Annotated in this window: 24 protein-coding genes; 4 read left to right on the top strand and 20 right to left on the bottom strand. The window is 63.4% G+C overall.

Annotated features, from left to right (window positions below):
- Window positions 1-249: 249 nt before the first annotated feature.
- On the top strand, window positions 250-1,509 hold the full coding sequence (locus tag AU252_RS18785) for an AI-2E family transporter (RefSeq protein ID WP_083510607.1): 1,260 nt from the start codon (window positions 250-252) through the stop codon (window positions 1,507-1,509).
- 24 nt (window positions 1,510-1,533) lie between these two features.
- On the opposite strand, the gene AU252_RS18780 is transcribed toward AU252_RS18785, so the two are convergent.
- Both AU252_RS18780 and AU252_RS18775 read right to left on the bottom strand, forming a co-directional pair.
- Window positions 1,534-2,334 carry an alpha/beta hydrolase gene (locus AU252_RS18780; protein WP_058932023.1) on the bottom strand — a complete coding sequence of 267 codons (801 nt, stop codon included), beginning with the start codon at window positions 2,332-2,334 and terminating at the stop codon, window positions 1,534-1,536.
- A 98-nt stretch (window positions 2,335-2,432) separates the two neighbouring features.
- A complete protein-coding gene (locus AU252_RS18775; RefSeq protein WP_058932022.1) occupies window positions 2,433-2,789 on the bottom strand; it encodes a hypothetical protein in 357 nt (118 codons plus the stop codon).
- Between the two features lie 37 nt (window positions 2,790-2,826).
- Here AU252_RS18775 and nucS point away from each other — a divergent pair, with 37 nt between their 5' ends.
- Window positions 2,827-3,522, top strand: a complete 696-nt coding sequence (gene nucS, locus AU252_RS18770) for an endonuclease NucS (RefSeq protein ID WP_058933052.1) — start codon at window positions 2,827-2,829, stop codon at window positions 3,520-3,522.
- A gap of 336 nt (window positions 3,523-3,858) precedes the next feature.
- Window positions 3,859-4,062, top strand: a complete 204-nt coding sequence (locus AU252_RS18765; protein ID WP_011692441.1) for a cold-shock protein — start codon at window positions 3,859-3,861, stop codon at window positions 4,060-4,062.
- A gap of 142 nt (window positions 4,063-4,204) precedes the next feature.
- Here the strand turns inward: AU252_RS18765 and AU252_RS18760 are convergent, their stop codons facing one another.
- From AU252_RS18760 to AU252_RS18695, 14 genes are all read right to left on the bottom strand, one after another.
- Window positions 4,205-6,754, bottom strand: coding sequence for a bifunctional lysylphosphatidylglycerol flippase/synthetase MprF (locus tag AU252_RS18760; RefSeq protein ID WP_058932021.1), 2,550 nt, complete (start codon window positions 6,752-6,754; stop codon window positions 4,205-4,207).
- A complete protein-coding gene (locus tag AU252_RS18755; protein ID WP_058932020.1) occupies window positions 6,751-8,058 on the bottom strand; it encodes an alpha/beta hydrolase in 1,308 nt (435 codons plus the stop codon). Before AU252_RS18755 ends, AU252_RS18760 begins: the two co-directional genes overlap by 4 nt.
- 4 nt (window positions 8,059-8,062) lie before the next feature.
- Window positions 8,063-8,494, bottom strand: coding sequence for a DUF2550 domain-containing protein (locus AU252_RS18750; protein ID WP_058932019.1), 432 nt, complete (start codon window positions 8,492-8,494; stop codon window positions 8,063-8,065).
- Window positions 8,495-8,504: 10 nt separating this feature from the next.
- Complete coding sequence (locus AU252_RS18745) at window positions 8,505-8,789, bottom strand: F0F1 ATP synthase subunit epsilon (protein ID WP_058932018.1); 285 nt, start codon at window positions 8,787-8,789, stop codon at window positions 8,505-8,507.
- Between the two features lies 1 nt (window position 8,790).
- Entirely contained in the window at window positions 8,791-10,245 is a 1,455-nt protein-coding gene (gene atpD, locus AU252_RS18740; protein ID WP_058932017.1) for a F0F1 ATP synthase subunit beta, read from the bottom strand.
- A 75-nt stretch (window positions 10,246-10,320) separates the two neighbouring features.
- On the bottom strand, window positions 10,321-11,211 hold the full coding sequence (locus AU252_RS18735) for a F0F1 ATP synthase subunit gamma (RefSeq protein ID WP_058932016.1): 891 nt from the start codon (window positions 11,209-11,211) through the stop codon (window positions 10,321-10,323).
- A gap of 74 nt (window positions 11,212-11,285) precedes the next feature.
- Window positions 11,286-12,923, bottom strand: a complete 1,638-nt coding sequence (gene atpA / locus AU252_RS18730) for a F0F1 ATP synthase subunit alpha (RefSeq protein WP_058932015.1) — start codon at window positions 12,921-12,923, stop codon at window positions 11,286-11,288.
- Between the two features lie 83 nt (window positions 12,924-13,006).
- On the bottom strand, window positions 13,007-13,834 hold the full coding sequence (locus tag AU252_RS18725) for a F0F1 ATP synthase subunit delta (protein WP_058932014.1): 828 nt from the start codon (window positions 13,832-13,834) through the stop codon (window positions 13,007-13,009).
- Window positions 13,834-14,385, bottom strand: a complete 552-nt coding sequence (locus AU252_RS18720; protein ID WP_058932013.1) for a F0F1 ATP synthase subunit B — start codon at window positions 14,383-14,385, stop codon at window positions 13,834-13,836. The genes AU252_RS18725 and AU252_RS18720 overlap by 1 nt, the downstream gene beginning before the upstream one ends.
- A 52-nt stretch (window positions 14,386-14,437) precedes the next feature.
- Window positions 14,438-14,656 carry an ATP synthase F0 subunit C gene (gene atpE, locus AU252_RS18715; protein ID WP_011692451.1) on the bottom strand — a complete coding sequence of 73 codons (219 nt, stop codon included), beginning with the start codon at window positions 14,654-14,656 and terminating at the stop codon, window positions 14,438-14,440.
- A gap of 79 nt (window positions 14,657-14,735) precedes the next feature.
- Window positions 14,736-15,536 carry a F0F1 ATP synthase subunit A gene (gene atpB / locus AU252_RS18710; protein ID WP_058932012.1) on the bottom strand — a complete coding sequence of 267 codons (801 nt, stop codon included), beginning with the start codon at window positions 15,534-15,536 and terminating at the stop codon, window positions 14,736-14,738.
- An 81-nt stretch (window positions 15,537-15,617) separates the two neighbouring features.
- Window positions 15,618-15,956 (bottom strand): hypothetical protein, encoded by a 339-nt coding sequence (locus AU252_RS18705; RefSeq protein WP_058932011.1) that lies wholly within the window; start codon window positions 15,954-15,956, stop codon window positions 15,618-15,620.
- Complete coding sequence (locus AU252_RS18700) at window positions 15,949-16,431, bottom strand: hypothetical protein (protein WP_058932010.1); 483 nt, start codon at window positions 16,429-16,431, stop codon at window positions 15,949-15,951. Before AU252_RS18700 ends, AU252_RS18705 begins: the two co-directional genes overlap by 8 nt.
- 93 nt (window positions 16,432-16,524) lie before the next feature.
- Window positions 16,525-17,637 (bottom strand): MraY family glycosyltransferase, encoded by a 1,113-nt coding sequence (locus AU252_RS18695; RefSeq protein ID WP_058932009.1) that lies wholly within the window; start codon window positions 17,635-17,637, stop codon window positions 16,525-16,527.
- A 293-nt stretch (window positions 17,638-17,930) separates the two neighbouring features.
- Here AU252_RS18695 and AU252_RS18690 point away from each other — a divergent pair, with 293 nt between their 5' ends.
- Complete coding sequence (locus tag AU252_RS18690) at window positions 17,931-18,827, top strand: glycosyltransferase (protein WP_058932008.1); 897 nt, start codon at window positions 17,931-17,933, stop codon at window positions 18,825-18,827.
- Here the strand turns inward: AU252_RS18690 and AU252_RS18685 are convergent.
- Genes AU252_RS18685 through prfA form a run of 4 tightly spaced genes read right to left on the bottom strand, consistent with a single transcriptional unit; the run spans window position 18,824 to window position 22,353 of the window.
- Window positions 18,824-19,582: a WecB/TagA/CpsF family glycosyltransferase gene (locus tag AU252_RS18685; protein WP_058932007.1), complete on the bottom strand. Its 759-nt coding sequence runs from the start codon at window positions 19,580-19,582 to the stop codon at window positions 18,824-18,826. The genes AU252_RS18690 and AU252_RS18685 overlap by 4 nt on opposite strands.
- A complete protein-coding gene (locus AU252_RS18680; RefSeq protein ID WP_058932006.1) occupies window positions 19,579-20,382 on the bottom strand; it encodes an L-threonylcarbamoyladenylate synthase in 804 nt (267 codons plus the stop codon). Before AU252_RS18680 ends, AU252_RS18685 begins: the two co-directional genes overlap by 4 nt.
- A 15-nt stretch (window positions 20,383-20,397) precedes the next feature.
- Complete coding sequence (gene prmC, locus AU252_RS18675; RefSeq protein WP_058932005.1) at window positions 20,398-21,267, bottom strand: peptide chain release factor N(5)-glutamine methyltransferase; 870 nt, start codon at window positions 21,265-21,267, stop codon at window positions 20,398-20,400.
- A 12-nt stretch (window positions 21,268-21,279) separates the two neighbouring features.
- Window positions 21,280-22,353, bottom strand: coding sequence for a peptide chain release factor 1 (gene prfA / locus AU252_RS18670; protein WP_058932004.1), 1,074 nt, complete (start codon window positions 22,351-22,353; stop codon window positions 21,280-21,282).
- Window positions 22,354-22,408 lie beyond the last annotated feature (55 nt).

The raw sequence follows: 22,408 nt of genomic DNA, 5'->3' as shown, positions 1-22,408 counted from the left end.
TACTTTCAATAGTAACCGTTTTGTTACCAGAACCCCCGTTTGGGCGCCAGCGGGGTCCGGAATCGGCGGCGCCCGGGCGGCCCGGCGGGCGCCCTCGCTCCTGTTGGCAAGGCTGCTGATAGTGTTTGCGATGATCATCACACCGGCCCGCAAATGCGGCGCCACGCACGGAACAGGCCCCAGAATCCAGTGACTGACAAGACGGAAGAGTCCTCCACGGGACACGAAAATCAACCGGCCGCTGGCGCTTTGGAATCCTCGCCGGACACGCCTGCGACGGCGAAGCGACGGGGCTCCGCAGCTTCGGCCCTTGGCCAGCTTGTTCGGCGCCTGCGCCAGCCGCTGCCGGGCGCCCAGCCCAGGCTCCGGTTTGAGATCCCGCCGGAATACAACCACACGGAAGAACCTGCCGCCATCGAAGACGGCGGGGCTGGCGGGACAGCCGCGCAGTTTGGCCGTCCGGGTCCCCGGATGTCGATGCAACATCCCCTTTACATGGGCTTCATGGGCACCGTAGGGGTCGGCCTTGCACTGCTGGTCTACTGGATCGGCTCCAACACCACCCAGCTACTGCTATGGATTGTTGCTGCTCTGTTCATTGCCCTTGGCCTGGAACCCGTGGTGGGCTGGCTGGAGAACCGCCGCATTCCCCGCCCGGTCGGCATTCTTCTGGCCGTCCTTGTCCTCGTAGTGGCTGTGGGAGGGTTCTTCGCTACCCTCATTCCCACCATCGTGGAACAGGTCACCCAAATTGTGGTGCAGGCACCCACCTGGGTACGGGACTTCATCGACTCTGAGTTCTTCCGCAATCTTGATAACGAGTTCGGGGTCCGCGACCGCATCAACGAGGAACTCGACAAGTTCGTCAATGATCCGGCGGCGATGGGCGGGATCTTCGGCGGGGTGGTGGGCTTCGGTTCCACCCTGGCCAACGGTCTCTTCGGCACGTTGATCGTCCTGGTCCTGAGCCTCTACTTCCTGGCCGCCCTTCCAGCCATGAAGAAGTGGGGCTACCGGCTGGCCCCGCGGTCTCGCCGGGCCCGGGTGGAAGCCCTCTCCGAGGAGATCACCCGTTCCGTCGGCAACTACGTGATCGGGCAGGCCTGCGTGGCATTGCTCAATGCCACGTTTGCTTTCATCGTGATGTCCATTGTGGGTGTCCCGTTCGCCCTCTTGCTGGCCTTCGTGGTGGCCCTGCTGGCGTTCATCCCCTTGGTGGGCGGCATGATCGCCGGCATCGTGGTCCTGCTGGTATCGCTGACGGAGGGCTGGCAGACCGCCGCCGTCTACGGCATCTGCTACTTCGCCTACCTCCAGTTCGAGGCCTACTTCATCTCGCCGCGCATCATGCAGAAAGCCGTGGCCGTGCCTGGCGCCGTGGCCGTGATCTCCGTGATTGCCGGCGGCAGCCTGCTGGGAGTCCTGGGCGCGCTCATCGCCATCCCCACGGCGGCCGCCATCCTGCTCCTGGTCAAGGAGATCTACATCGCCCGCCAGGACAAGCACTAGCGGACAGGCACTATCGGGCAGGCACTAGGCGGCTGAGGTAGCCACCGGGCCGTTCCACACTTGCGGCAGGCCTTCGGGTCCGGAGCCCGCTTCCGTCACGTCGTCGACGATTTCATTGAGCACGCGGGAAGCGTATTTCTCCCCCACCCAAAGGTGCTTGGCGCCGTCGACGCCTACCACCCGGGCCTGTGGCACCAGGCTGAAGCGTTCAGCGGCGGCCGCGGGCTGGAGGTAGTCGTCATGCTCCGGCACAAGCACCGTGAGCGGCTTGGCGGAGTCCGCCCAGAGGCGCAGGTGGGCATCCGTTGCGCGGTGCAGCGGCGGTGACAGCAGGACAGCACCTTCAACCTGGCTCGCCACCGGCTCAACGGCACCGTACATCAGCGCCAGCTCGGTGCCGAAGGACCAGCCCACCAGCCAGCGGTTGGGCAGTTGGCGTTCGACGGCGAAACGCACCGCCGCCTCAACGTCCTGCCGCTCGCCAATCCCTTCTTCGAAGGAACCTGCGCTGGTTCCCCGCGGCGACTCCGTCCCGCGCGTGTTGAAACGAAGCACAGCCACGCCGGCCAGGGCCGGAAGCCGGTAGGACGCCTTGCGGTACACGTGCGAGTCCATAAAACCGCCGTGCGTCGGAAGCGGATGCAGGGTGATCAACGTCGCGGTGATCTGGCCGGACTCGGGCAGCGCCAGTTCCCCCACCAGCGTGTGGCCATCCTCCGTGCGGAGCTCGATGTTCTCGCGACGGGCCGGCAGCACCGTTGACGCGCGGATGGGTGCGGGCCCTGTTGGCTGGCTGAATTCGTACGACACGGGATCAAAAGTCATGCCTGCCAGCTTAGCGACTCCCGGCGTCCGCAGGCGCAGTGCGCTGGCTCTTAACGCGGCTTCTCCGGGGCGGAGCCGTTCGCCGGGGCTATTCCGAGTCAGCGGTAACGGTACGTCCGGGACAGCCAGCAGTTGGTGTGCCAGTGGCGGCGCTCAGCCAGGCCTGCGGCCGCACCGAAGATGTGATCGTCCTTCCAGACCACCAGGTGGGCGATGCCGGGGACCACAGCGGTGGAACAGCCGGGGCAAATGTAGGTCTTTTCCGCGTTCCTGGCGGTCATGGTCCTGACCGTCCACTCGCCGTCGGGCGCGCTTTCCCGGCGGGCGATTCCAGCCCGCGCCCGCTCCAAATCCAACTCCGGAACGTCGCCGTTGCCCTTCTTGCCCACCGGCTTTCCGCCAGCTATGCCCGGCTTTCCGGAGGCAGGGCGACGGGGACGGTTGGAACGCGGCATGCCTCCATTCTGCCCCAGCCCCGGTAGTGTGTACGGCGTGCGACTTGTCATAGCCCGATGTTCAGTTGATTATGTTGGCCGGCTCAAAGCCCATCTCCCCCTTGCCACCAGGCTCCTGCTGGTCAAGGCCGACGGCTCGGTGCTGGTTCATTCCGACGGCGGCTCCTACAAGCCGCTGAACTGGATGAGCCCGCCCGCAACCCTGCGGGTGTCCTCGCCGGAGGACATTGACCTGGAGCTTGGCGTCACGGAACAGTGGACCGTCCAGTCCGCCAAGACCGATGACCGCCTGATCATCAACATCCACGAGCAGCTGCACGAGTCCTCCCACGACCTCGGGGTGGACCCCGGTCTGATCAAGGACGGCGTCGAAGCCGACCTCCAGCGCCTGCTTGCCGATCAGATCGAGACGCTGGGCTCAGGTTTTTCGCTCATTCGCCGCGAGTACTTCACCGCCATCGGCCCGGTGGACATCCTGGCCCGTGACGCCAGCGGGGCCACCGTGGCCATCGAGCTGAAGCGGCGGGGCGACATTGACGGCGTGGAGCAGCTCACGCGCTACCTTGAACTCCTGAACCGCGATCCGCTGCTGGCCCCGGTCCGTGGCATCTTCGCTGCCCAGCAGATCAAGCCGCAGGCCAAGGTGCTGGCCAACGACCGCGGTATCGACTGCATCACGCTGGACTACGACGCCATGCGCGGGGTGGATGACAGCGACTCCCGGCTTTTCTGAGGCCCGCTATCCGCTTTTATGACGCCGAGTTCCGCTTTTCTGACGCCGGATATCCGCACCGGTGACGCCTTCGGCCCCCTGACAAGGGGATTCATCCTTTTTATACGCAAAATTTGCCGTATTGGCCGTTCAGACCGTTGACCTGACGGAATCGGCGTGAAATTCTTAGACCAGTCTTTGTGTAGGTGTTTTTCATGCTCGCAAGACATGTTGCGAGCGCGAAGCTCCTGCAGCGCAGGTTCCCAGGAACGGCATTGAAGGATTCTTCTCGCGGAGTGACCTAGTCCGGCACGAGGTGTGCCGGACTTAGACAAGTTCCATAATGAGGAGAAATAAATGGCACAGGGAACCGTCAAGTGGTTCAACGCTGAAAAGGGCTTCGGCTTCATCACCCCGGATGACTCCGATGGCGATGTCTTCGTTCACTACTCGGAAATCCAGACCGGTGGCTTCAAGACCCTCGACGAGAACCAGCGCGTTCAGTTCGAAATCGGTCAGGGTGCCAAGGGCCCCCAGGCTACCGGCGTAACGCTGGTCTAGTCCCCCGCCCGGCGGCCGCCATCCGCGTGGCCTCCAGCGAAGAAAAGATCCCCGGCATCCGTGCCGGGGGTCTTTTCTTTGTCCGCAATGTCTTTGTCCACCGTGACTTTCCAGTCCCAAATCGTTCGTGCCGCTGTGAGGATCAGCTTCCCTGGCCCACGAGGCCCCGGACCAGCCGCGCCCCCTGCCGCAGCGAAAGGCCGGGCAAATAGGCCCGGGTGAGCGCCCGTCCGATCGCCGGCAACTGCAGCGGATCCTGGTAATACAGGTAAAGGGTTCGGTACTCGGGTTTGAAGCGTGATTTGAAAGCCGCCAGGGACCGGAATCCGTAGACCGGTTCGAGGGCGTGGCCCACCACATCGAGGATGCGGACGAGGTTCTCTGCCCGCACCGGCTTCCCCGGCGTTTCGTCGCCGGGCCGGCTGGCGAGCGGGGACCCGGAGAGCGAGATCACCTCCACGGATTCGCGCAACTCCAGGACCGCCGAAGCAATGAGGAACTCCATCACCCCGGGGAATCCGTCAGCACCCCGGCGCATAACGTCCAGAGTGCGGCTGACCAGCGTCCCGCCGTCGTAAACGGGCAACCAACTGGTGACCCCGTGCACATGGCCGTCGCCATCCACGGCCAGGCAGCACAGCACTTCGTCGTCCATCAGCTCATCCATGCCGCCCAGCGTGAATCCCATTTCCGGAACTGATTTTCCTGCCGCCCATTCCTCCGACACTTCGCTGAGCCGGGCACGCAGGGCGGACGGCAGCCCGTGGTAGGTACCCCAGACGGCTTTGACGCCCATCTTGGCGGCGCGGTTGCGGGCAGTCCTGACGTTCTGCCATTCTTTGCCCGTGAATTCAAGTTGCCGGACGGACAGCCTGGTCTCCTGCGCTACCGACACGCGCTGGAAGCCCCGGTCCTGCAGCAGGGGCCACAGCGTGTCATCGCACGAGTAGAAGGCCGGGATGAGCGCGCGGTTGCCGCAGTAGGAAAGAAACCCTTCAGCGGTCCGCTGACGGGAGTCGGCCGCACCGAAGGGGCCCGCCAGCGTCAGGGCAACACTGCCGTGCAGCTGGTAGGCGACGGCGCCGCGTCCATCCGGGCTGAACCAGTACCGGTTGGGCTCCCAGAGGGCCATCCACGACAGTGAATCGCCGCCCTCATGCAACAGCTTCCGGGCCGCGGCTCTGTCGTCGTGGCCCGAATCGCTGCCATGGTGCCGGCCCAGGAGTACGGACCAGACGCCCGCCAAGGCAACAAGCCAGAAGACCGGTCCGGCGTAGCCAAAAATCAGGGACTCGAGTCCGTTCCGTTCAGCAAAAACCCGGTGGTAGAGATTGGGCAGTGGTACCGGCAGATACTGCCTGGACAGTTCGGCCAGCAAGCCCAGCAGGCCGCCGTCGCGCGTCATTCCCCCAGCGGCAAACCAGGCCAGGGCGTAGCTCCCGGCCAGGAGGAGCCAGACGCCACCTACGACTGACAAGAGCCGACGGCGGGCGGCGGGGATCGTCTCGACTCGGAACTGGCGGCGGTTAATCCAGAGCAGGACCGCCAGCAGCAGTGGGACGATCACCAGAGGCAGAATGTGGGCAAAACCCGAACCCATGGCGGCCGTATGCGGCCGCGCGGGGTAGTGCGGGATCAGCGCGAACAGGGCGAGGTAGACGGCGGCCATGGCCGTAATCGCCAGCTGAAGGGCCAACGTGATGCGCAATGCCATACGGCGGCCGCGGCGCATGCCGTCAGCACAGATGAGGAGCAGAATCACCGGCACTACTGCCAGGGCAAGGCCAAAGGGTCCGGCGAAGCCCGTCCGCCCCACCTCCAGGCAGGATGCCTCCACTGTTGCTCCACAGTTTGCTTCGAGCTGGCCCAGCGTTGGCATGGGGTTCAGCACCACGTCCCGGAGCAGCGCCAGCGGGCCGGTGGGCGTACGGGCAACGGCGGTAAGGATAGGGCCCACGGCGAACACGGCCACCGTCAGGGCCAGCAGGTTCCTGGTTTCCCTCCCGCTCGAGCGGGGCGGATGAAGCTGGCCGTGGTCGCTCTGGTTCCACCAGCTGGCTGCGAGGCCCACGGCTGCACCTACCAGGCCGATCACGGTCTCGGCATGCCCCACGTACAAAACCAGCAGGAGCGACACCGAGAGCAGCGCCGTCCGCAACCGGCGCCGCCACAGAACAGGAATCCTGCCACTCGCGGCGAGCGAAACCGCCAGGACAGCGGCGTAGGGTCCGATCAGGCTGTTGTCCGCCATCAGCCCCAGCCAGCCGTCCCCCGCGTACCTCGCCAACTGGGTCAGGAGCAGGAAGACTGTGACAGCAGCAAACTGGCCACCGAGGAAAAACGCTGCCGTCTGAAGGGACCCGAGGTTCTTCTCGGCCAGGCCCAGCAGCAGCAGGATCATCAGGGACGCCACCAGATAGGCCAGGGGGTTGGTGGCAAAGAACAGTGACGTCACCAGGGACCACCAGTTGCCGGCCTTCAGACCCGGGGCGCTGACGCCTGCGAGGGAAAGAAGCTCCTCCGGCGGACCGCTGAGGAAACTGCCGGTTGCCGCCCCGACCAACAGGAAAATGCCGAGGATGCTGAGCGTCAGTGGCACCGACCGCAGGTAGCCCCACATCCTGCGGACAGCCGGAAGCACGACGGTTGACCAGAGCAGGGCCGGCGCACGGGTTTCGCCAGCTTCCCTCATTTGGTCCACCCCCAGTGTGCGGCCAGCAGCTCAAGCCCATTGTCCATGCCGGGAGTCAGCACGTCCCACGAATGGCCGGTGTGCGCCACCACGTCCGAGCCCACGGTGAAACCTGCCCCGCTGGCCGCCGCTTCGAGGGTGCGAAGATTTGCCACAAACTCAGGATCGGTGGCCCCGGCCGCGAAATACGCCACGCTGCCAGGATATTTCCGCTCCTTCAACAGCGTCAGCGGTACCTGGGCATCAAAGGCGGCGGTGTCGCCGTGGAAGGCCGCGTCAACCGTTTTCTGGCGTTCCTTGGCCAGCGCAGGCTCGCTCTCGCTGGAAAAGGCGAGAACACCCGTGTAAAGCTCCGGGTGGCGGGTGGCCATCTGTACCGCACAGGTGGCACCAAAACTGAACCCGCCCATGGCCCATTTCCGGTGGTCGGGGTCCACGTCCAACGTTCCCGAGATCCATGCCGGCACGTCCACTGCGAGGTAAGTGTCTGCCTTGGCGATGGCGCTGTCCATGCAGAGATTGTTCGCTGACTGGTTGCCGTTGGGATCAACCACCACCACAACCGGCGCCACTCCTCCGTGCCGGGCGGCGAAAGTGTCCATGCGTGCCGGGAGCGACCCGCCGGTCAACCAGTCGGCAGGGCCGCCGGGCTGGCCGGGCACCAGAACCAGCACCGGAAGGCTGGGACGGTTCGAAGCAAAGTAGGCCGGCGGCAGGTAGATGTACGAGTCGCGTGTCTGGAGGCCCGAAGAAGCTCCTGGAATGGACGCGGTGCGAACAACGCCTTCGGCAGGGATCTCATTGGCGGGTTTCCACCCCTCCAGAGGCGTGGCCGGGCTGTCCGGCTGGCGCATCAGCTCCTGTTCCAGGGCCGGGATGCGGGTCAGCGCCGTTCCCGTCAGGTCCGCAACTGTCCGGTTGAGGCCGAAATATGCGTTGATCTGCACCGCGGCCAGCAGCACCACCGCCAGGAGGGCGAGCACATCCAGCCCACGACGGCGCCACGACGCCGTGGGGAGCCGGAGCAATACCAGCAGGAGGGCGGCCACGGCCGGAAACACCCACGCCAGGACGTCGAACGGCAGTTCTTCGGGGAAGGTAGAGGCCCAATAGATGAGGACCCAATGAACCAGGGCCACCACGGCGGCAGCTGCGGCCGCGGCGGCGGCAACACTGAGGAACCAGCGGCGGCGGCCAAGGGCGCGCGGAGGCCAGATCAGGGACAGTGCGGCGGCGGCACCAAGGACCCAAGCGGCCCAGTACAACGGTCCGTCGGTCAACCGGATATCAGCAATCCAGTCCACGTGGCTAGCGCCAGGTACCCACGCCGATGACCGGCCCGGCTTCCAGCCAGGAGGACAGCCCCGTGTAGGCATCGAATTTCATGGCCAGCCGCAGATCCTGGCCTTCGTACCGCAGCTCGACAATCACGACGTCGGGCTGGACTTTCACGGCCTCCGCCTCGGTGGGCTTGCGGCGGCCCAGCAGCTCCAGGGAGCTGCGTTTGAATTTATGTTTGGGACGCACGCTCAGGGACAACAGGCGGAACCATTCAAGGTCGTTGTCCTGATAACGACAAACCCCCATCTGCCAGCTGTTTCCAGCAATGCAAATGGAGGCGTCCACCGTGCCAAGGGCGCGCCGCAGATTGAAGCGGCGCACCCCCGAAAGGCACAGTGCGAAAACCAGCAATCCAAAAACGATTGCCAAGGCGATGAACGTAAGAGTCGGAGCGTCCATCAAGGTCGTGCTAGCGGATCCCAGCAGTAACCGCGTCACCCAGTTGGGCGTTGTCAGCAACAATCACCACGCGGTTGTTGTCGACGGAGAAAAATCCGCCGTCAACAGCCACGGCAATGCGGTTCCCGGAAACCGGCTCAATGGCCAGTTCACCTTCGGCCAGGATCGCCAGCAGGGGCGAGTGGCCGGGCAGGATTCCGATCTCACCATCGCTGGTGCGGGCCTTGACCATCTTGGCCGCTCCGGACCACACGAAGTGATCCGCTGCGACAATCTCAACCTCAAGCTCAGCCATATTACTTGGTCTGTTCCTGGATCTTGGCCCACTGGCGCTCAACATCGTCCAGGCCGCCGACGTTGAAGAACGCCTGCTCTGCAACGTGGTCAAGTTCGCCGTCGCAGATAGCGGTGAAGCCTTCAACCGTGTCCTTGATGGTCACGGTGGAGCCCTCGACGCCGGTGAACTGCTTGGCGGTGTAGGTGTTCTGGGAGAGGAACTGCTGGATACGGCGTGCACGCGACACGACGATCTTGTCCTCTTCCGACAGTTCGTCAACACCGAGGATGGCGATGATGTCCTGGAGTTCCTTGTTCTTCTGCAGGATCTGCTTCACACGAACAGCCGTGTTGTAGTGGTCCTGACCGATGTACTGCGGGTCCAGGATGCGGGACGTCGACGTCAGCGGGTCAACGGCCGGGTACAGACCACGGGAAGCAATTTCACGGGAAAGTTCCGTGGTTGCGTCGAGGTGTGCGAAGGTCGTGGCCGGGGCCGGGTCGGTGTAGTCATCTGCGGGAACGTAGATGGCCTGCATCGAGGTGATCGAGTGGCCCTTGGTGGACGTGATGCGCTCCTGGAGGAGACCCATCTCGTCAGCCAGGTTGGGCTGGTAGCCCACGGCCGACGGCATGCGGCCGAGGAGGGTGGAAACCTCGGAGCCTGCCTGGGTGAAGCGGAAGATGTTGTCGATGAAGAGCAGCACGTCCTGGTTCTGCACATCGCGGAAGTACTCCGCCATGGTCAGGGCGGACAGTGCAACACGCAGACGCGTTCCCGGCGGCTCATCCATCTGGCCGAATACAAGGGCGGTGTCCTTGAGGACGCCTGCCTCTTCCATTTCAACCCAGAGGTCGTTACCTTCACGGGTACGCTCGCCAACACCGGCGAATACCGAGGTACCACCGAAGTTGCGGGCCACACGGGTGATCATTTCCTGGATCAGCACGGTCTTGCCGACGCCGGCGCCGCCGAACAGGCCGATCTTGCCACCCTTGATGTACGGGGTGAGAAGGTCAATGACCTTGATGCCGGTTTCCATCATCTCGGTGGAACCCTCAAGCGTCGCGAAGGCCGGGGCCTTGCGGTGGATGGGCCAGCGCTCGGTGATCTCGAGTTCGGCCTCCGTCACGTCAAGCGGCTGTCCGAGGACGTTGAAGATGTGTCCCTTGACGACGTCGCCGACAGGCACGGAGATGGGGGCACCCGTGTCCACCACAGCGGTACCGCGGACGAGGCCGTCGGTTGCCTGCAGGGAGATGGCGCGAATGACGTTGTCGCCGAGGTGCAGGGCAACCTCGAACGTGATGGTCTTGGTCTCACCGTTGAGAGTAATCTCGGTGGTGAGTGCGTTGTAAATCGAGGGGATTGCGTCAGCCGGGAATTCGACGTCGACAACCGGGCCAATAACACGTGCAATACGGCCGGTAGCACCGGTCGTCGCGGCTACGTGTTCGGTAGCAGTGGCAGTCATCTCTCTCACTTCACTCAGTAGATGGCGTGGGGTTAAGTTTGTTCTTTAGTGCAGGTACAGCTGGACCGGACCGGGCTACGCGTTCAACGCGTCAGCACCGGCCACGATTTCAGAAAGCTCCTGCGTAATTTCAGCCTGTCGGGCAGTGTTGCGCAGACGCGTGTACTTCTTGATGAGGTCCGTGGCATTGTCGCCGGCGGACTTCATCGCCCGCTGGCGGGCTGCGAGCTCGGAAGCTGCTGCCTGCAACATGGCGGCGAAAATGCGTGACTCGATGTAGCGCGGCAGCAGGGCATCAAGGACCTGCTCCGCTTCCGGCTCGAATTCGTAGAGCGGCGGGAGATCCGACTCGGACGCCGCCTGCTCTTCGACCACCTCAAGCGGAAGCAGGCGGATAACCGTCGGCTCCTGCGTCACCATGGACTTGAAGCGGGTGTAAACGACATGGATCTCGTCGACGCCGCCCTCTTCGTAGTCAGTCGCGAAGGCTTCGAGCAATGCCGCGCCGACTTCACGTGCAGTTCCAAACTCGGGCGCATCGGTGTTGCCGGTCCACACGCGCTCGTAAGGAAGGTTGCGGAAGTCGAAGTACGCCTGCGCCTTGCGGCCCATCACGTACGTTGTGACTTCTTTGCCCTCCTCCCGGAGCAGCTCGTTGAGGCCAATCGCCTGCTTAAGCACGGTTGCCGAGTAGGATCCTGCAAGGCCGCGGTCAGCACTGATGACCAGGACGGCGGCCCGGCGGATCTGCGCCGGCTCGGTGACCAGCGGGTGGTCAATTTCGCTCTGGCTTGCGACAGCAGAAACGGCACGCGTAATCGCGTTTGCGTAAGGCAGTGAAGCCGCTACGCGTGCGCGGGCCTTGCCAATGCGCGAGGTAGCGATCAGTTCCATCGCCTTGAAGATCTTGCGCATCGACGTGGTCGAGCTGATCTTCTGGCGGTAGACCCGAATCTGGGCTCCCATACTTTTCCTTTCCTAAGATCCCGATGGCCGGGACTGCCGGAACCTCGGGGTTCCGACAGTCCCTGCCAGCGAAACTAGCGCTTCTGCTTGACGATTTTTTCCTGGTCGACGTCGCCCTCGGAGATAGCTTCATGCTCCTCGTGGCCGGCGCCTACCAGGCGGTTGTCACCCTCGCCGAAGAAGCCCTTTTTGAAGGCCACGATGGCGGTCTTCAGAGCTTCAGCAGTGTCGTCGTCCATAACGTTGGTCTGAGCCAGCGTGGTCAGGATGGAGGACTTGTGCTTGAGGTGCTCGAGGAATTCGGTCTCGAAGCGGTTGATGTCCTCAACCGGAACCTCGTCCAAGTGGCCGTTGGTACCGGCCCAGATGGACACAACCTGGTTCTCGATCGGGAACGGTGAGTACTGGCCCTGCTTGAGCAGTTCCATCAGGCGGGCACCGCGGGTCAGCTGCTGGCGCGATGCGGCATCGAGGTCCGATGCGAACATGGCGAACGCCTGCATGTCACGGTACTGGGCCAGTTCCAGCTTCAAGGTACCGGAGACCTTCTTCATGGACTTGACCTGCGCAGCACCACCAACGCGGGACACAGAGACACCCACGTCGACGGCCGGACGCTGGTTGGCGTTGAAGAGGTCCGACTGCAGGAAGATCTGGCCATCGGTAATGGAGATCACGTTGGTCGGGATGTAGGCAGAGACGTCGTTTGCCTTGGTTTCGATGAGCGGCAGGCCGGTCATCGAGCCGGCACCGAGCTCGTCGGAGAGCTTGGCACAACGCTCCAGCAGACGGGAGTGCAAGTAGAAGACGTCGCCCGGGTAGGCTTCGCGTCCCGGCGGGCGGCGCAGCAGCAGTGATACTGCACGGTAGGCCTCGGCCTGCTTGGAGAGGTCATCGAACACGATGAGGACGTGCTTGCCGCCGTACATCCAGTGCTGGCCGATGGCCGAACCGGCGTACGGTGCCAGGTACTTGAAGCCTGCGGGGTCAGACGCGGGGGAAGCCACAATGGTGGTGTATTCCAGTGCGCCGTTGTCCTCAAGGGTCTGACGGACAGCCGCGATGGTGGATGCCTTCTGACCGATTGCCACGTAGATGCAACGCACCTGCTTGGTCACATCGCCGGAAGCCCAGTTGGCCTTCTGGTTGAGGATGGTGTCGATGGCGATAGCCGACTTGCCGGTCTGGCGGTCACCGATGATCAGCTGACGCTGACCGCGGCCGATCGGGATCATGGCGTCGATAGCCTTCAGACCGGTCTGCATCGGCTCGTGGACCGACTTACGCTGGGTCACGCCGGGCGCCTGGAGTTCCAGTGCACGGGTGGTTTCGGCCTTGATCTCGCCGAGGTCGTCGATGGGCTGGCCCAAGGGGTCAACCACGCGGCCGAGGAAGGCGTCGCCTACCGGTACGGACAGAACCTGACCCGTGCGGTGGACTTCCTGGCCTTCTTCGATTCCGGTGAAGTCACCGAGGATGATGACACCGATCTCGCGGACGTCAAGGTTCTGGGCCAGGCCCAGGGTGCCGTCTTCAAAGCGAAGCAGCTCGTTCGCCATGACCGAGGGAAGGCCCTCAACACGGGCGATGCCGTCACCTGCGGTTGTTACACGGCCAACCTCTACGCGCTCTGCGTTTCCGGGTTCGTAGGACGCCGCGAACTCGTTCAACGCATTACGGACGTCGTCGGCGTTGATGGTCAATTCGGCCATCTGCAGTCCCTGCTCTCCTGTTTTCGTGATCATCGTTGCTCACGATGACCGGGGTTTCGTTTCGTTAGGTTGTGCTTGTCCGGCTAACCGGCCAGTTGGCGGTGAAGCTGTCCCAGCCGGGTGACAACCGAAGCGTCCAGCACTTCGTCACCCACCTGGACGCGGATTCCGCCGATCAGTCCAGGATCAACAGTCATGTTGACCTTGAGCTCGCGACCGTACAGGGCGTTGAGCCCTGCCTGGAGGCGGGCGAACTGCGTCTCCGTCAAGGGACGGGTGACGCTGACCGTTGCAATCCAGCGCTGCTGACGTTTGGCTGCCAGCTCGGCGAACCGGGTAACCAGCTTGGTCGGCTTGATGCCGCGGGGCTGGGATACTGCCTGCCCAATGAGGACTTTTGCTTCCTCGCTGGCACCGGGATGCAGCTTCTGCGCCAAACCGATCTTCGCGGCGGCACTGGCCTGCGGCTCCGACAGAGCACGTTGTACCTCATGGTTGGAGGCAACGGCCTGGTTGAAGGAGAACAGATCGTTCTCCAGTTCTTCCAGCCCAGAGATTCCGGAGGCAGAAACGGCCGACTTGTTTTCAGCAACGGCAATAACCACCGTTGTGGCAAGCGTCTCGAGTGCATCGCCGATATCTCGGGCTGATGCCCAGCGTGAACTGGCCAGTCCGCCCGCGATGTCCGCAGCATCAGCGGAGACTTTTCCGCCAACAAGCTGCTTGACCAGCGCCGACTTATCGTCGCCGGTGCGGGACGGGTCAGTCAGGGCGCGGCGCAAGCCAGCCGAGCTGTCCACCGTTCCCAGGATTCCGAAGAGTTCCTTTGCCAACTCCAACGAGGCCAACGGAAGCTTGGCTTCCAGTTTGGTCAGCGCCGTGGTCAGCGATTCGCTCGATACACCTGACATTACTTAGCTGCACCTGCGTTCTGGTTTTCCAGATCTGCCAGGAAGCGGTCAACTACACGGGCGGAACGCTCGTCGTCGTTGAGTGCTTCGCCAACGATGCGGCCTGCCAGCGTGGTGGCCAGCGTGCCTACCTCGGAGCGCAGGGACACAACTGCGGCCTGGCGCTCCGATTCGATCTGCACTTGTGCCTGGGCCGTGATACGGGCAGACTCAGAGGCGGCCTTTTCCTTCAGGTCTGCAAGGATCTGGGCGCCTTCAGCACGGGCTTCCTCGCGGATGCGGTTAGCTTCCGCGCGGGCGTCCGTGAGCTGCTGCTTGTACTCTTCGAGGGCGGCTGATGCTTCTGCCTGGGCCTTTTCAGCCTTTGCAATGCCGCCTTCGATTGCCTCTGCGCGCTCTGCGAACGTCTTCTCGAACATCGGGACAACGAACTTGACCACGATGAACATGAGGACAGCAAAGCCGGCGAGGACAACGCCCATTTCCCAGACGTTGGGTACCAGTGGGTTAGTCCCGCCCGCTGTTGCGGCTGAGATGATCACCTGGTTCATAATTCACCCGTCCTTATCTACTCGGTTCTGGATGTTCGCTAAGTTCTTACGCTTAGGAAAGAACGAAAGCGAAGACCAGGCCGAGGATGGCGAGGGCTTCAGTCAGCGCGAGGCCGAGGAACGCGATCGGCTGCAGGACGCGCTGGGCTTCCGGCTGACGTGCTACGCCGTTGATGTAAGCGGCGAACACGAGACCAACACCGATACCACCGCCGATGGCGGAGAGACCGTAGCCGATGAGGTTGAGGGAGCCGTTAATGGAGCCTTCCATTTTTCTTCCTTTCAAGATGCCACCCGTGTGGCAGGTTGTTTGGTTTGCTTCATCCCCGTGAGGGGAAGTTTGTGGGTGCCTAGTGGCTGTCCGCGTGCAGCGCGCCTTCGATGTAGATGGCGGTCAGCAGCGTGAAGACGTAGGCCTGCAGGGCCATGATCAGCGCTTCCAGCATGTACATGGCAACGGCGCCGGCGATGACCAGAAGCGAGGTTCCCTTGAGCAGGATATTTTCCTGCATCACGAGGAACTCAATGCCCGAACCGGCGATCATGACGATCAGGTGTCCTGCCAGCATGGTGGCGAAAAGACGGAGGCTGTGTGTGACCGGCCGGACCAGGAAGTTAGAGATGATCTCGATCGGGATCACAATCGGGAGAATGTACACCGGGACGCCGGACGGCACAGTGGCCAGCTTGAAGTACCTCAGGCCGTTCTTCTTGATGCCGATGGCAATCCAGGTGACGTACACAATGCCCGCGAGGACATAGGCGCCGCCAACGTGCGAGAAGCTCGGGAGCTGGATCACGGGAATGGCGCCGTAGATGTTGTTCACCAGAATGAAGAAGAAAAGGCTGAACAACAGCGGGACATACTTCATGAAGTCCTTGCCGCCGATAATGTCTTTTGCAATGCCGTTTCGGACAAAGCCATAAGCCATTTCACCAGCGAACTGGAGCTTGCCGGGAACAAGCTGCTGCTTCCGCGCAGCTAGCAGAAAGAATGTGGCGATAATGACGACCGACAGGATTACGAGCAGCATCTGCTTGGAGAATCCGTCAGCCACCCCCCACGGCAGGATTGCCGGCAGGTGCATTTCTTCAATTCCAGGAGGATTAAACTCTCCTGAATCTTGGGCCGGGAGCGCAAGCGCGATCAACGCGTTTCCTCTCTGCAGTGTCCATCATTGGGCGTTGGTCGAGGACCCGCGGAATTGTGCTCCGCAGCTCCCCCTGTGAAATTATTTGGCATTTGTGTTTCCGTCCGCGGACGGGCCGCTGTCTGCGCTGCTCTTACCGGCTGTGGTTCTGGAACTGGTAAGGCCATGCATGTGGGAAAGATAGAAACCTCCGAGAGCTCCAAGCAGAGCGCCTGCGAGCACGATCCAGCGGGTTCCCCACAGATAATCCAGACCCCACCCTATCAAACTCCAGACGATGATTCCGCCAATAATGTAGCTAAAGACGGCCATTCCGGCGTTGTATCCGCCGTCGTTGTTTTCGGCCGACACCCCCGGCGTGGGCGCAGCGTTCTTGGGCACGGAGGAACTGTTTTTCGCTGTTCGTTTCCGATCAGGCATCGTTCGGCTCCTTGGGCTCGGGGTCGTTGTAAATCTGCAGGCGCGCCTTGCTGAAGCCATAGATTTCGGCAGCCTGCCAGAAGACAACAGTGGCAACGGCGCCAATCAGGAACCATCGGTCGTGAAGCCAAGCAGGTGCTCCGATCACAAACAGGACAACCGCGAAACCCACGACCTTGACAAAGTAGGTGGCCGCGAACATTCCGATGGCACCGGAGGGGTTGTTGCGCCCCATGAAGTGGCCGACGAGAAGACTGATGGCGAAGAAGAGCATCACCAGGAGGCCGCCCAAAGTACTGGACAGGACGCCGCTGGGGCCATTCAGGATCACAGCCGGGATGCCCGCCAGAATCAGGGCGCCTGCACCGGCAGCTGAACTGAGTGCGAGGAGGCGAAGCCACAGCGAGCGCGTGGGACCGGAAACACCAACGGGTCCGCTGCCGGACGAACGTCCGGGTTCGGCGTTGGAGGTCATAAGATCCCAATCGTCGGCGCCCTGGGGCTGGGTGGAGGGGCAGCTTGGGCTGCCCCTGAATTCTACACGAGATAGAAATAAATCCGAACGCCGTTACGCCGGCGACGGGTCACTGTGGCGGCGCAGGTAAGGCCAGGCCGTAATCAGGCCCATGACAAGCGTGGCGAAGATGTCAGCGGCCAATACAACTTGCCAGGGGAAGACTGCAAAGGCCAATCCCCCGAAGGACAGGATGGCGGTCCAGAGGTACATCAGGATCACGGCCGTCCGGTGCGAGTAACCGATATCCAGCAGCTTGTGGTGGAGGTGGCCGCGGTCTGCGGACCATGGCGAACGTCCCCGCGCTGTCCGGCGGACGACGGCGAGGCCCAGGTCAAGCAGTGGCAGGAACAGCACGGCGAAGGGCAGCAGAATCGGTATGACTGTGGAGATACCGTTGGCACGGTCGTACAGCCCTGACGTGATCTGGCCTGTGGAGACGATGCCGGCGGCTGCCATCAGCAGGCCGATCAGCATGGCACCGGAATCGCCCATAAAGATCTTGGACGGGAACCAGTTGTGCGGCAGGAAGCCGATGCAACTGCCAACGACGACGGCGGTGAGCAGGGTTGCCAGGTCCGAATAGTCCAACAGGACGGCGTTCCGGTGCACCCAGTACGCAGTGAAGAAGAATGCAGTTCCGCCGATGATGGCCACACCGGCGGCGAGCCCGTCGAGGCCGTCAATGAAGTTGAAGGCGTTCATGGTGGTGACGATGAGCCCGGCCGTCAGCACGACGCGGAGCAGTTCGTTCTCCAGGTAGATCGGCTCCGGAACCCACGGGACTATGGTCATCCGGACTCCCCAGATGGCCACCACCAGGGCTGCGGCGCTCTGGCCGATGAGCTTAACCCACCATCGGATGTCCAGGAGGTCGTCCGCGATCCCCACGAGCACGATCAGGGCCGCGCCTGCCAGGACGCCCCATGGCGAGAAGTTGTTCCGGTAGATGTCCTTGACGAAGAAGGACTGGCTGGCGACGAGGAGGGCCACCAGCACGCCGAGGAAGATGGCCACCCCTCCCAGCCGGGACACCGGCGTCGTATGCATGTCACGGCTGCGGATGGGGGCATGGAGTTCAAGCCGGTGCCCGATGACGCGGGCACCCCAGGTGGCTCCGTAGGACACGACGGCAGCCGTCAGCCCCATAAGCAGGTACATAATCATGCGATAGCGGCCGTTTCGTCGGTGTGCGGCGCAACCCTGCGGGTGCGCACGGGCATGGACAGCGGCCCGAACAGGTGGTCCTCGATCGATGGGCTCACTGGCGGGGAATCTGACTTTCGATAAATGAAACTTCTCCGTCGCCGGGCGCGCAGCAGGCAGTGCTTGGTGCCTTACAGGGCTGTATTACAGTGGACTCTAGTCAAGATACTAGCGCCAACGGCTCCATGGCTTCGCGCCACACTGGCGCATTGCGAGCGGGGAATCCCCTGAAGGCCATGCTGAAAGGAATCCCCATGACCGTCCGGGTTGCAGTTGCCGCCGTGACATTTAACCGTCATAAAGAGCTGTCCGTCCTGCTGGACGCCATTAATGCACAGTCCGCGGCAGTGGACACCATCTGCCTTGTCGACAGCGGCACGGACCCCGCACGCGATGTTGCCGCGCGGCACCCAAATGTTGATTACGTCCGTTCCGAAGCGAACCTCGGCGGGGCAGGCGGCTTTGCCCTCGCCGCGCTGAAGGCGGTGGCCAGCGGTGCCAAATGGGTCTGGATGATGGACGACGACGCCGAGCCGGCAGATCCCGAATGCCTCGCCACGCTGCTGCGTGAGGCTGAGGCCCGCGACCTTGAAGCCGTGGTCCCGCTGGTGGTTGCCCCGGGCCATCCCGACCGGCTGTCCTTCTTCTTCCGGCTGGACGGGAAAGTCACCCACGACCGGGCCCAACTGGAAAAAGTAGGTTTCCTACCCAACGACGGACACTTCTTCAACGGTGCCCTGATCAGGTCCGACGTGTTCTTCAAGGTGGGCCTGCCGGACATGCGCCTCTTTATCCGCGGCGACGAGGTGGACTTCACCATCCGCCTCCGCAAGGCGGGCATCCGGTTCGGCACGGTGACCACCACCGCCATCACCCACCCGCATGCGTTTTCCGAGACGAAGCACGTCTTTGGTGCACGATGGCATGTGATCGTGCCGGATTCGGCGTTCAAACGTTACTACTACTACCGCAACCGCGGGTACCTGATCCGGCGCTATTTCCGAGTTAAGTCGCTGGTGGCCGACGTCGGGGGCTATCTTGGCTATTTTGCGCAGCGCCGTGACCTGAAGGGACTGCTCGCCTGGGCAAGTTCCTTCTCGAAGGGACTGCGTGCCAAGGGCTTCGCGCCGCTGGAGGACCAGAAGTTCTAGGACACGCGCCGTAGCCGGCGCCGGGCCAGCAGCCATAGCAGCACCCACGGCTCACCAAACACGCGGTACGCCACGCGGCGGGGATGCAGCAGCAGGCGCCATGCCCATTCCAGCCCGAGCCTCCCGAGCCATCGAGGTGCAAGTTTCTGGATTCCGGCCAGCTGTTCGATCGCGCCGCCCACGGTGCAGTAGATGGCTGGCGGGAGCGTGCCGAGCCGGCGCTGCAGCACTGATTCCTGCAACGGCATGCCCAACCCGAGCAGGACTAGCTGGGGTTGCTGCTCTGCGAGCCAGCGCACAGCGGCCGTTTCGACGTCGTCGTTCCAGCCTTCGCCGGGCAGGCCCGCTACCGTGGCACCGGGAACAATGCTCCGGAGCTTTTCGACAGCCAAGGCGTTCGCCTCGGCGCCGGCGCCAACCACCGCCATCCGCTTCAGGCCGGCAACCCTGCCCAGGGACGGCAACCAGTCCGTGGAACCCAGCCGGTACTCCATGACCGGCCCCACAGCATTCCCCGTCCGGCTCCACAGCCAGAGCACCGGCGCCCCATCGAGGAGCACCACGTCGCTCTCCTCATAAACGGAACGAAAGCCGGCGTCGGAATGAGTCAGCGTGACACTGTGCAAGTTATGTCCGACGACGGTCCGCTTGGTCCCGTCGTCGACGAACCCCGCCAGCACCTCAAGCAGGTCGTCCACCTTGAGCGGCGTGGCGTCCACGCCCAGGACGGGGATGTGCTGGCGTGCCAGGCTCACCCGTCAGTCTCCCGAACCGGCGCGGCCGGCTCGTCGGCAGCTTTTTCAGCGGCCGGCTCTTCAGCTGCCGGCTCTTCAGCTGCTGATTCGGCCTGCAGAGCGACTTCTTCAGATTCTTTCTCGGGCTCAGCCATCGGAATCTCGCCCAGACCCAAGACGCCCGGAACGTGCTCCCGGAGTTGCTCCAGGGACACGGCGCCGTTGCGCACCACGCGCAGGAGCGCCCCGGTGGCATCCACGATCGTGGAGGGCACGGCGTCGGTTCCTTCCACCGGCCGGAAACCGCCTTCGAGGTAGACCTCCACGGACTCCGCGAGCTGGGCACGTGCCTCCGCGGCGGTCTGCGCCGGCGGCTGGCCGGTCCGGTTGGCGGAGGACACGGCCAGCGGACCGGTCAGCGTCAGGAGTTCCTGGGCCACCTCGTCGGCGGGCATACGTAGGGCCACAGTTCCCTGGGTCTCGCCCAGGTCCCAGTCCAGTGACGGCTGGGCGTGCAGGATCAGGGTCAGTCCCCCCGGCCAGAACGCCTCGGCGAGCTTGCGGGCATCAGCGGAAACATCTGTGGCCAGGCCGTCCAGCGCGTTGATCCGGGGAATCAGTACCGGCGGCGGCATGGTGCGGCTGCGCCCTTTGGACGCCAACAGCATGGTGACGGCCTGCGGAGAAAAGGCGTCGGCGGCAATTCCATAGACCGTGTCCGTGGGGAACACCACGCACTTCTTTTCGCTGATGGCACGCTGGGCATGCTCCAGTCCAAGGGCGCGCTGGTCCTCTGACGTGCAGTTGTAGGTTGTGGTCACTGGCCTATTCTTTCATCACTCGTGGTGCGGACCGGCAAGGACGGCGCTGGTGGCGCGTTCCTTGCCGTTGAGGTCCAGGTGTGTGGTGATCTCCCGCCAGGCACCCGTCCGCTGCATCATTCCGGCGATCCAGCCGGCCTGGACTTCCGCGTGTTCCATCACGAAGTAGCCGCCGGGAACCAGCAGCCGGGCAGCCGAGGCGGCCGCCGCCGTCGGAAGTTCCATGCCGTCCGCTCCCCCGCCGTACAGGGCTTCGGGAGGGTCGTGCAGGGCAACTTCGGGTTCATTCGGGATGGCTTCGGCGGGAATGTAGGGCGGGTTGGAGATTACGACGTCGAAGGTTCCGTTAAGTTCCGGCAGCGCGTCACGGAGGTCCCCCAGCACCAGCTTGACGCCCAGGGGCGCCAGGTTCCGGGCCGCCCACGCGTGCGCGAACGGACTGTATTCCACGGCGTGGACTTCGGCGCCGGGCACCTCGTGGGCGATGGAGCCGGCGATCGCGCCCGAGCCCGTGCCCAGGTCCACAATCCGCGGGTGTGCCATCCCCTTGACGTGGTCGATGACCAGCTGCACAACGGACTCTGTTTCCGGCCGGGGGATAAAGACCCCGGGCCCGACGGCGAGCTCCAGGTACCTGAAGTGCGCCACTCCGGTGATGTGCTGCAGCGGGATCCGTTGGGCCCGTTCAGCGACAAGTTCGGCATAGCCAGCAGGTGCCGGAGTGTCCCCCAGCATCATCGCCCGGAGCCTGCCGAGCCCCACACCGAGTAGGTGGTCCGCCAGGAGTTCCGCGTCGACGCGGGGGCTGGGGACCCCGGCGTCCCGGAGGATCACCGTGGCCTCGCTGACGGCAGCCGCGAGGGACTGCCCAGACCCGAGTGTCATGGGTGCCGGCGGCTAGTCGCCGATGGCGTCCAGGCGTGCCTGTTCGTCCATCTCGATGGCGGACTGGATGACCGGTTCCAGGTCCCCGTTCATGACCTGGTCCAGGTTGTAGGCCTTGTAGCCGGTGCGGTGGTCCGCGATCCGGTTTTCCGGGTAGTTGTACGTGCGGATGCGCTCCGAACGGTCCATGGTGCGGATCTGGGATTTACGCTGGGCCGAGTTCTCGGCGTCGATGATTTCCTGCTGGTGCGCCAGGATGCGGGCGCGGAGCACGCGCATGCCTGCTTCGCGGTTCTGCAGCTGGGATTTCTCGTTCTGCATGGCCACCACAATGCCGGTGGGAAGGTGCGTGATACGGACAGCGGAGTCCGTGGTGTTCACGGACTGGCCACCGGGACCCGACGAGCGGTAGACGTCGATCTTGAGGTCGTTCTGGTTGATGTCCAGCTCTTCGGGCTCGTCAACTTCGGGGAGGACCAGGACGCCGGCGGCTGAGGTGTGGATGCGGCCCTGGGATTCGGTGACGGGCACACGCTGCACGCGGTGGACGCCGCCTTCGAACTTGAGCCGTGCGTAGACGCCTTCGGCAGGATCGTTCGAGTTGCCTTTGACGGCCATCTGGACGTCCTTGTAGCCACCGAGATCGGATTCGTTGGCCGAGATGAGTTCGGTCTTCCAGCCGCGGGATTCCGCGTACCGGGTGTACATCCGCAGGAGGTCACCGGCGAAGAGGGCGGCTTCGTCGCCGCCTTCGCCGCCCTTGACCTCGAGGATCACGTTGCGGGCGTCGTCGGGGTCCCGCGGAATGAGGAGCCTGCGCAGCTTCGCCGAAGCCTGCTCCAGCGCTTCCTCCAGCACGGGAACCTCGGCAGCAAACTCAGGGTCCTCCGAGGCCATTTCCTTCGCAGCGGCGAGGTCGTCCTCCAGGGCATGCCACTTGTTGTATGCCTCCACGATGCCATTGAGCTGCGCAGAACGCCGCCCCAGCTTCCGGGCCAGCCGCTGGTCAGCATAGACAGCAGGATCACCAAGCTGCGCCTGGATAGCATCATGCTCATCAAGCAGGCCCTGTACGGACTCAAACATTTCAAAACCTCTTTCGACTCTTACAAGTCTAGTTTCACGGGACTTAACGACGAAC

Origin of the sequence: Pseudarthrobacter sulfonivorans (assembly GCF_001484605.1) — a bacterium.
GTDB classification, from domain to species: domain Bacteria; phylum Actinomycetota; class Actinomycetes; order Actinomycetales; family Micrococcaceae; genus Arthrobacter; species Arthrobacter sulfonivorans_A.
Note: the sequence above shows the minus strand (reverse complement) of the source record. Positions and strands in the feature narration are given on the sequence as shown.

Excerpts from the sequence above, each read along its gene's own strand:
- AU252_RS18780 (WP_058932023.1), bottom strand. The coding sequence starts at position 2,334 with ATGACTTTTGATCCCGTGTCGTACGAATTCAGCCAGCCAACAGGGCCC.
- AU252_RS18775 (WP_058932022.1), bottom strand. The coding sequence starts at position 2,789 with ATGCCGCGTTCCAACCGTCCCCGTCGCCCTGCCTCCGGAAAGCCGGGC.
- AU252_RS18765 (WP_011692441.1), top strand. The coding sequence starts at position 3,859 with ATGGCACAGGGAACCGTCAAGTGGTTCAACGCTGAAAAGGGCTTCGGC.
- AU252_RS18760 (WP_058932021.1), bottom strand. The coding sequence starts at position 6,754 with ATGAGGGAAGCTGGCGAAACCCGTGCGCCGGCCCTGCTCTGGTCAACC.
- AU252_RS18750 (WP_058932019.1), bottom strand. The coding sequence starts at position 8,494 with ATGGACGCTCCGACTCTTACGTTCATCGCCTTGGCAATCGTTTTTGGA.
- AU252_RS18745 (WP_058932018.1), bottom strand. The coding sequence starts at position 8,789 with ATGGCTGAGCTTGAGGTTGAGATTGTCGCAGCGGATCACTTCGTGTGG.
- atpD (WP_058932017.1), bottom strand. The coding sequence starts at position 10,245 with ATGACTGCCACTGCTACCGAACACGTAGCCGCGACGACCGGTGCTACC.
- AU252_RS18735 (WP_058932016.1), bottom strand. The coding sequence starts at position 11,211 with ATGGGAGCCCAGATTCGGGTCTACCGCCAGAAGATCAGCTCGACCACG.
- atpA (WP_058932015.1), bottom strand. The coding sequence starts at position 12,923 with ATGGCCGAATTGACCATCAACGCCGACGACGTCCGTAATGCGTTGAAC.
- AU252_RS18725 (WP_058932014.1), bottom strand. The coding sequence starts at position 13,834 with ATGTCAGGTGTATCGAGCGAATCGCTGACCACGGCGCTGACCAAACTG.
- AU252_RS18720 (WP_058932013.1), bottom strand. The coding sequence starts at position 14,385 with ATGAACCAGGTGATCATCTCAGCCGCAACAGCGGGCGGGACTAACCCA.
- atpE (WP_011692451.1), bottom strand. The coding sequence starts at position 14,656 with ATGGAAGGCTCCATTAACGGCTCCCTCAACCTCATCGGCTACGGTCTC.
- AU252_RS18705 (WP_058932011.1), bottom strand. The coding sequence starts at position 15,956 with ATGCCTGATCGGAAACGAACAGCGAAAAACAGTTCCTCCGTGCCCAAG.
- AU252_RS18700 (WP_058932010.1), bottom strand. The coding sequence starts at position 16,431 with ATGACCTCCAACGCCGAACCCGGACGTTCGTCCGGCAGCGGACCCGTT.
- AU252_RS18695 (WP_058932009.1), bottom strand. The coding sequence starts at position 17,637 with ATGATTATGTACCTGCTTATGGGGCTGACGGCTGCCGTCGTGTCCTAC.
- AU252_RS18690 (WP_058932008.1), top strand. The coding sequence starts at position 17,931 with ATGACCGTCCGGGTTGCAGTTGCCGCCGTGACATTTAACCGTCATAAA.
- prmC (WP_058932005.1), bottom strand. The coding sequence starts at position 21,267 with ATGACACTCGGGTCTGGGCAGTCCCTCGCGGCTGCCGTCAGCGAGGCC.
- prfA (WP_058932004.1), bottom strand. The coding sequence starts at position 22,353 with ATGTTTGAGTCCGTACAGGGCCTGCTTGATGAGCATGATGCTATCCAG.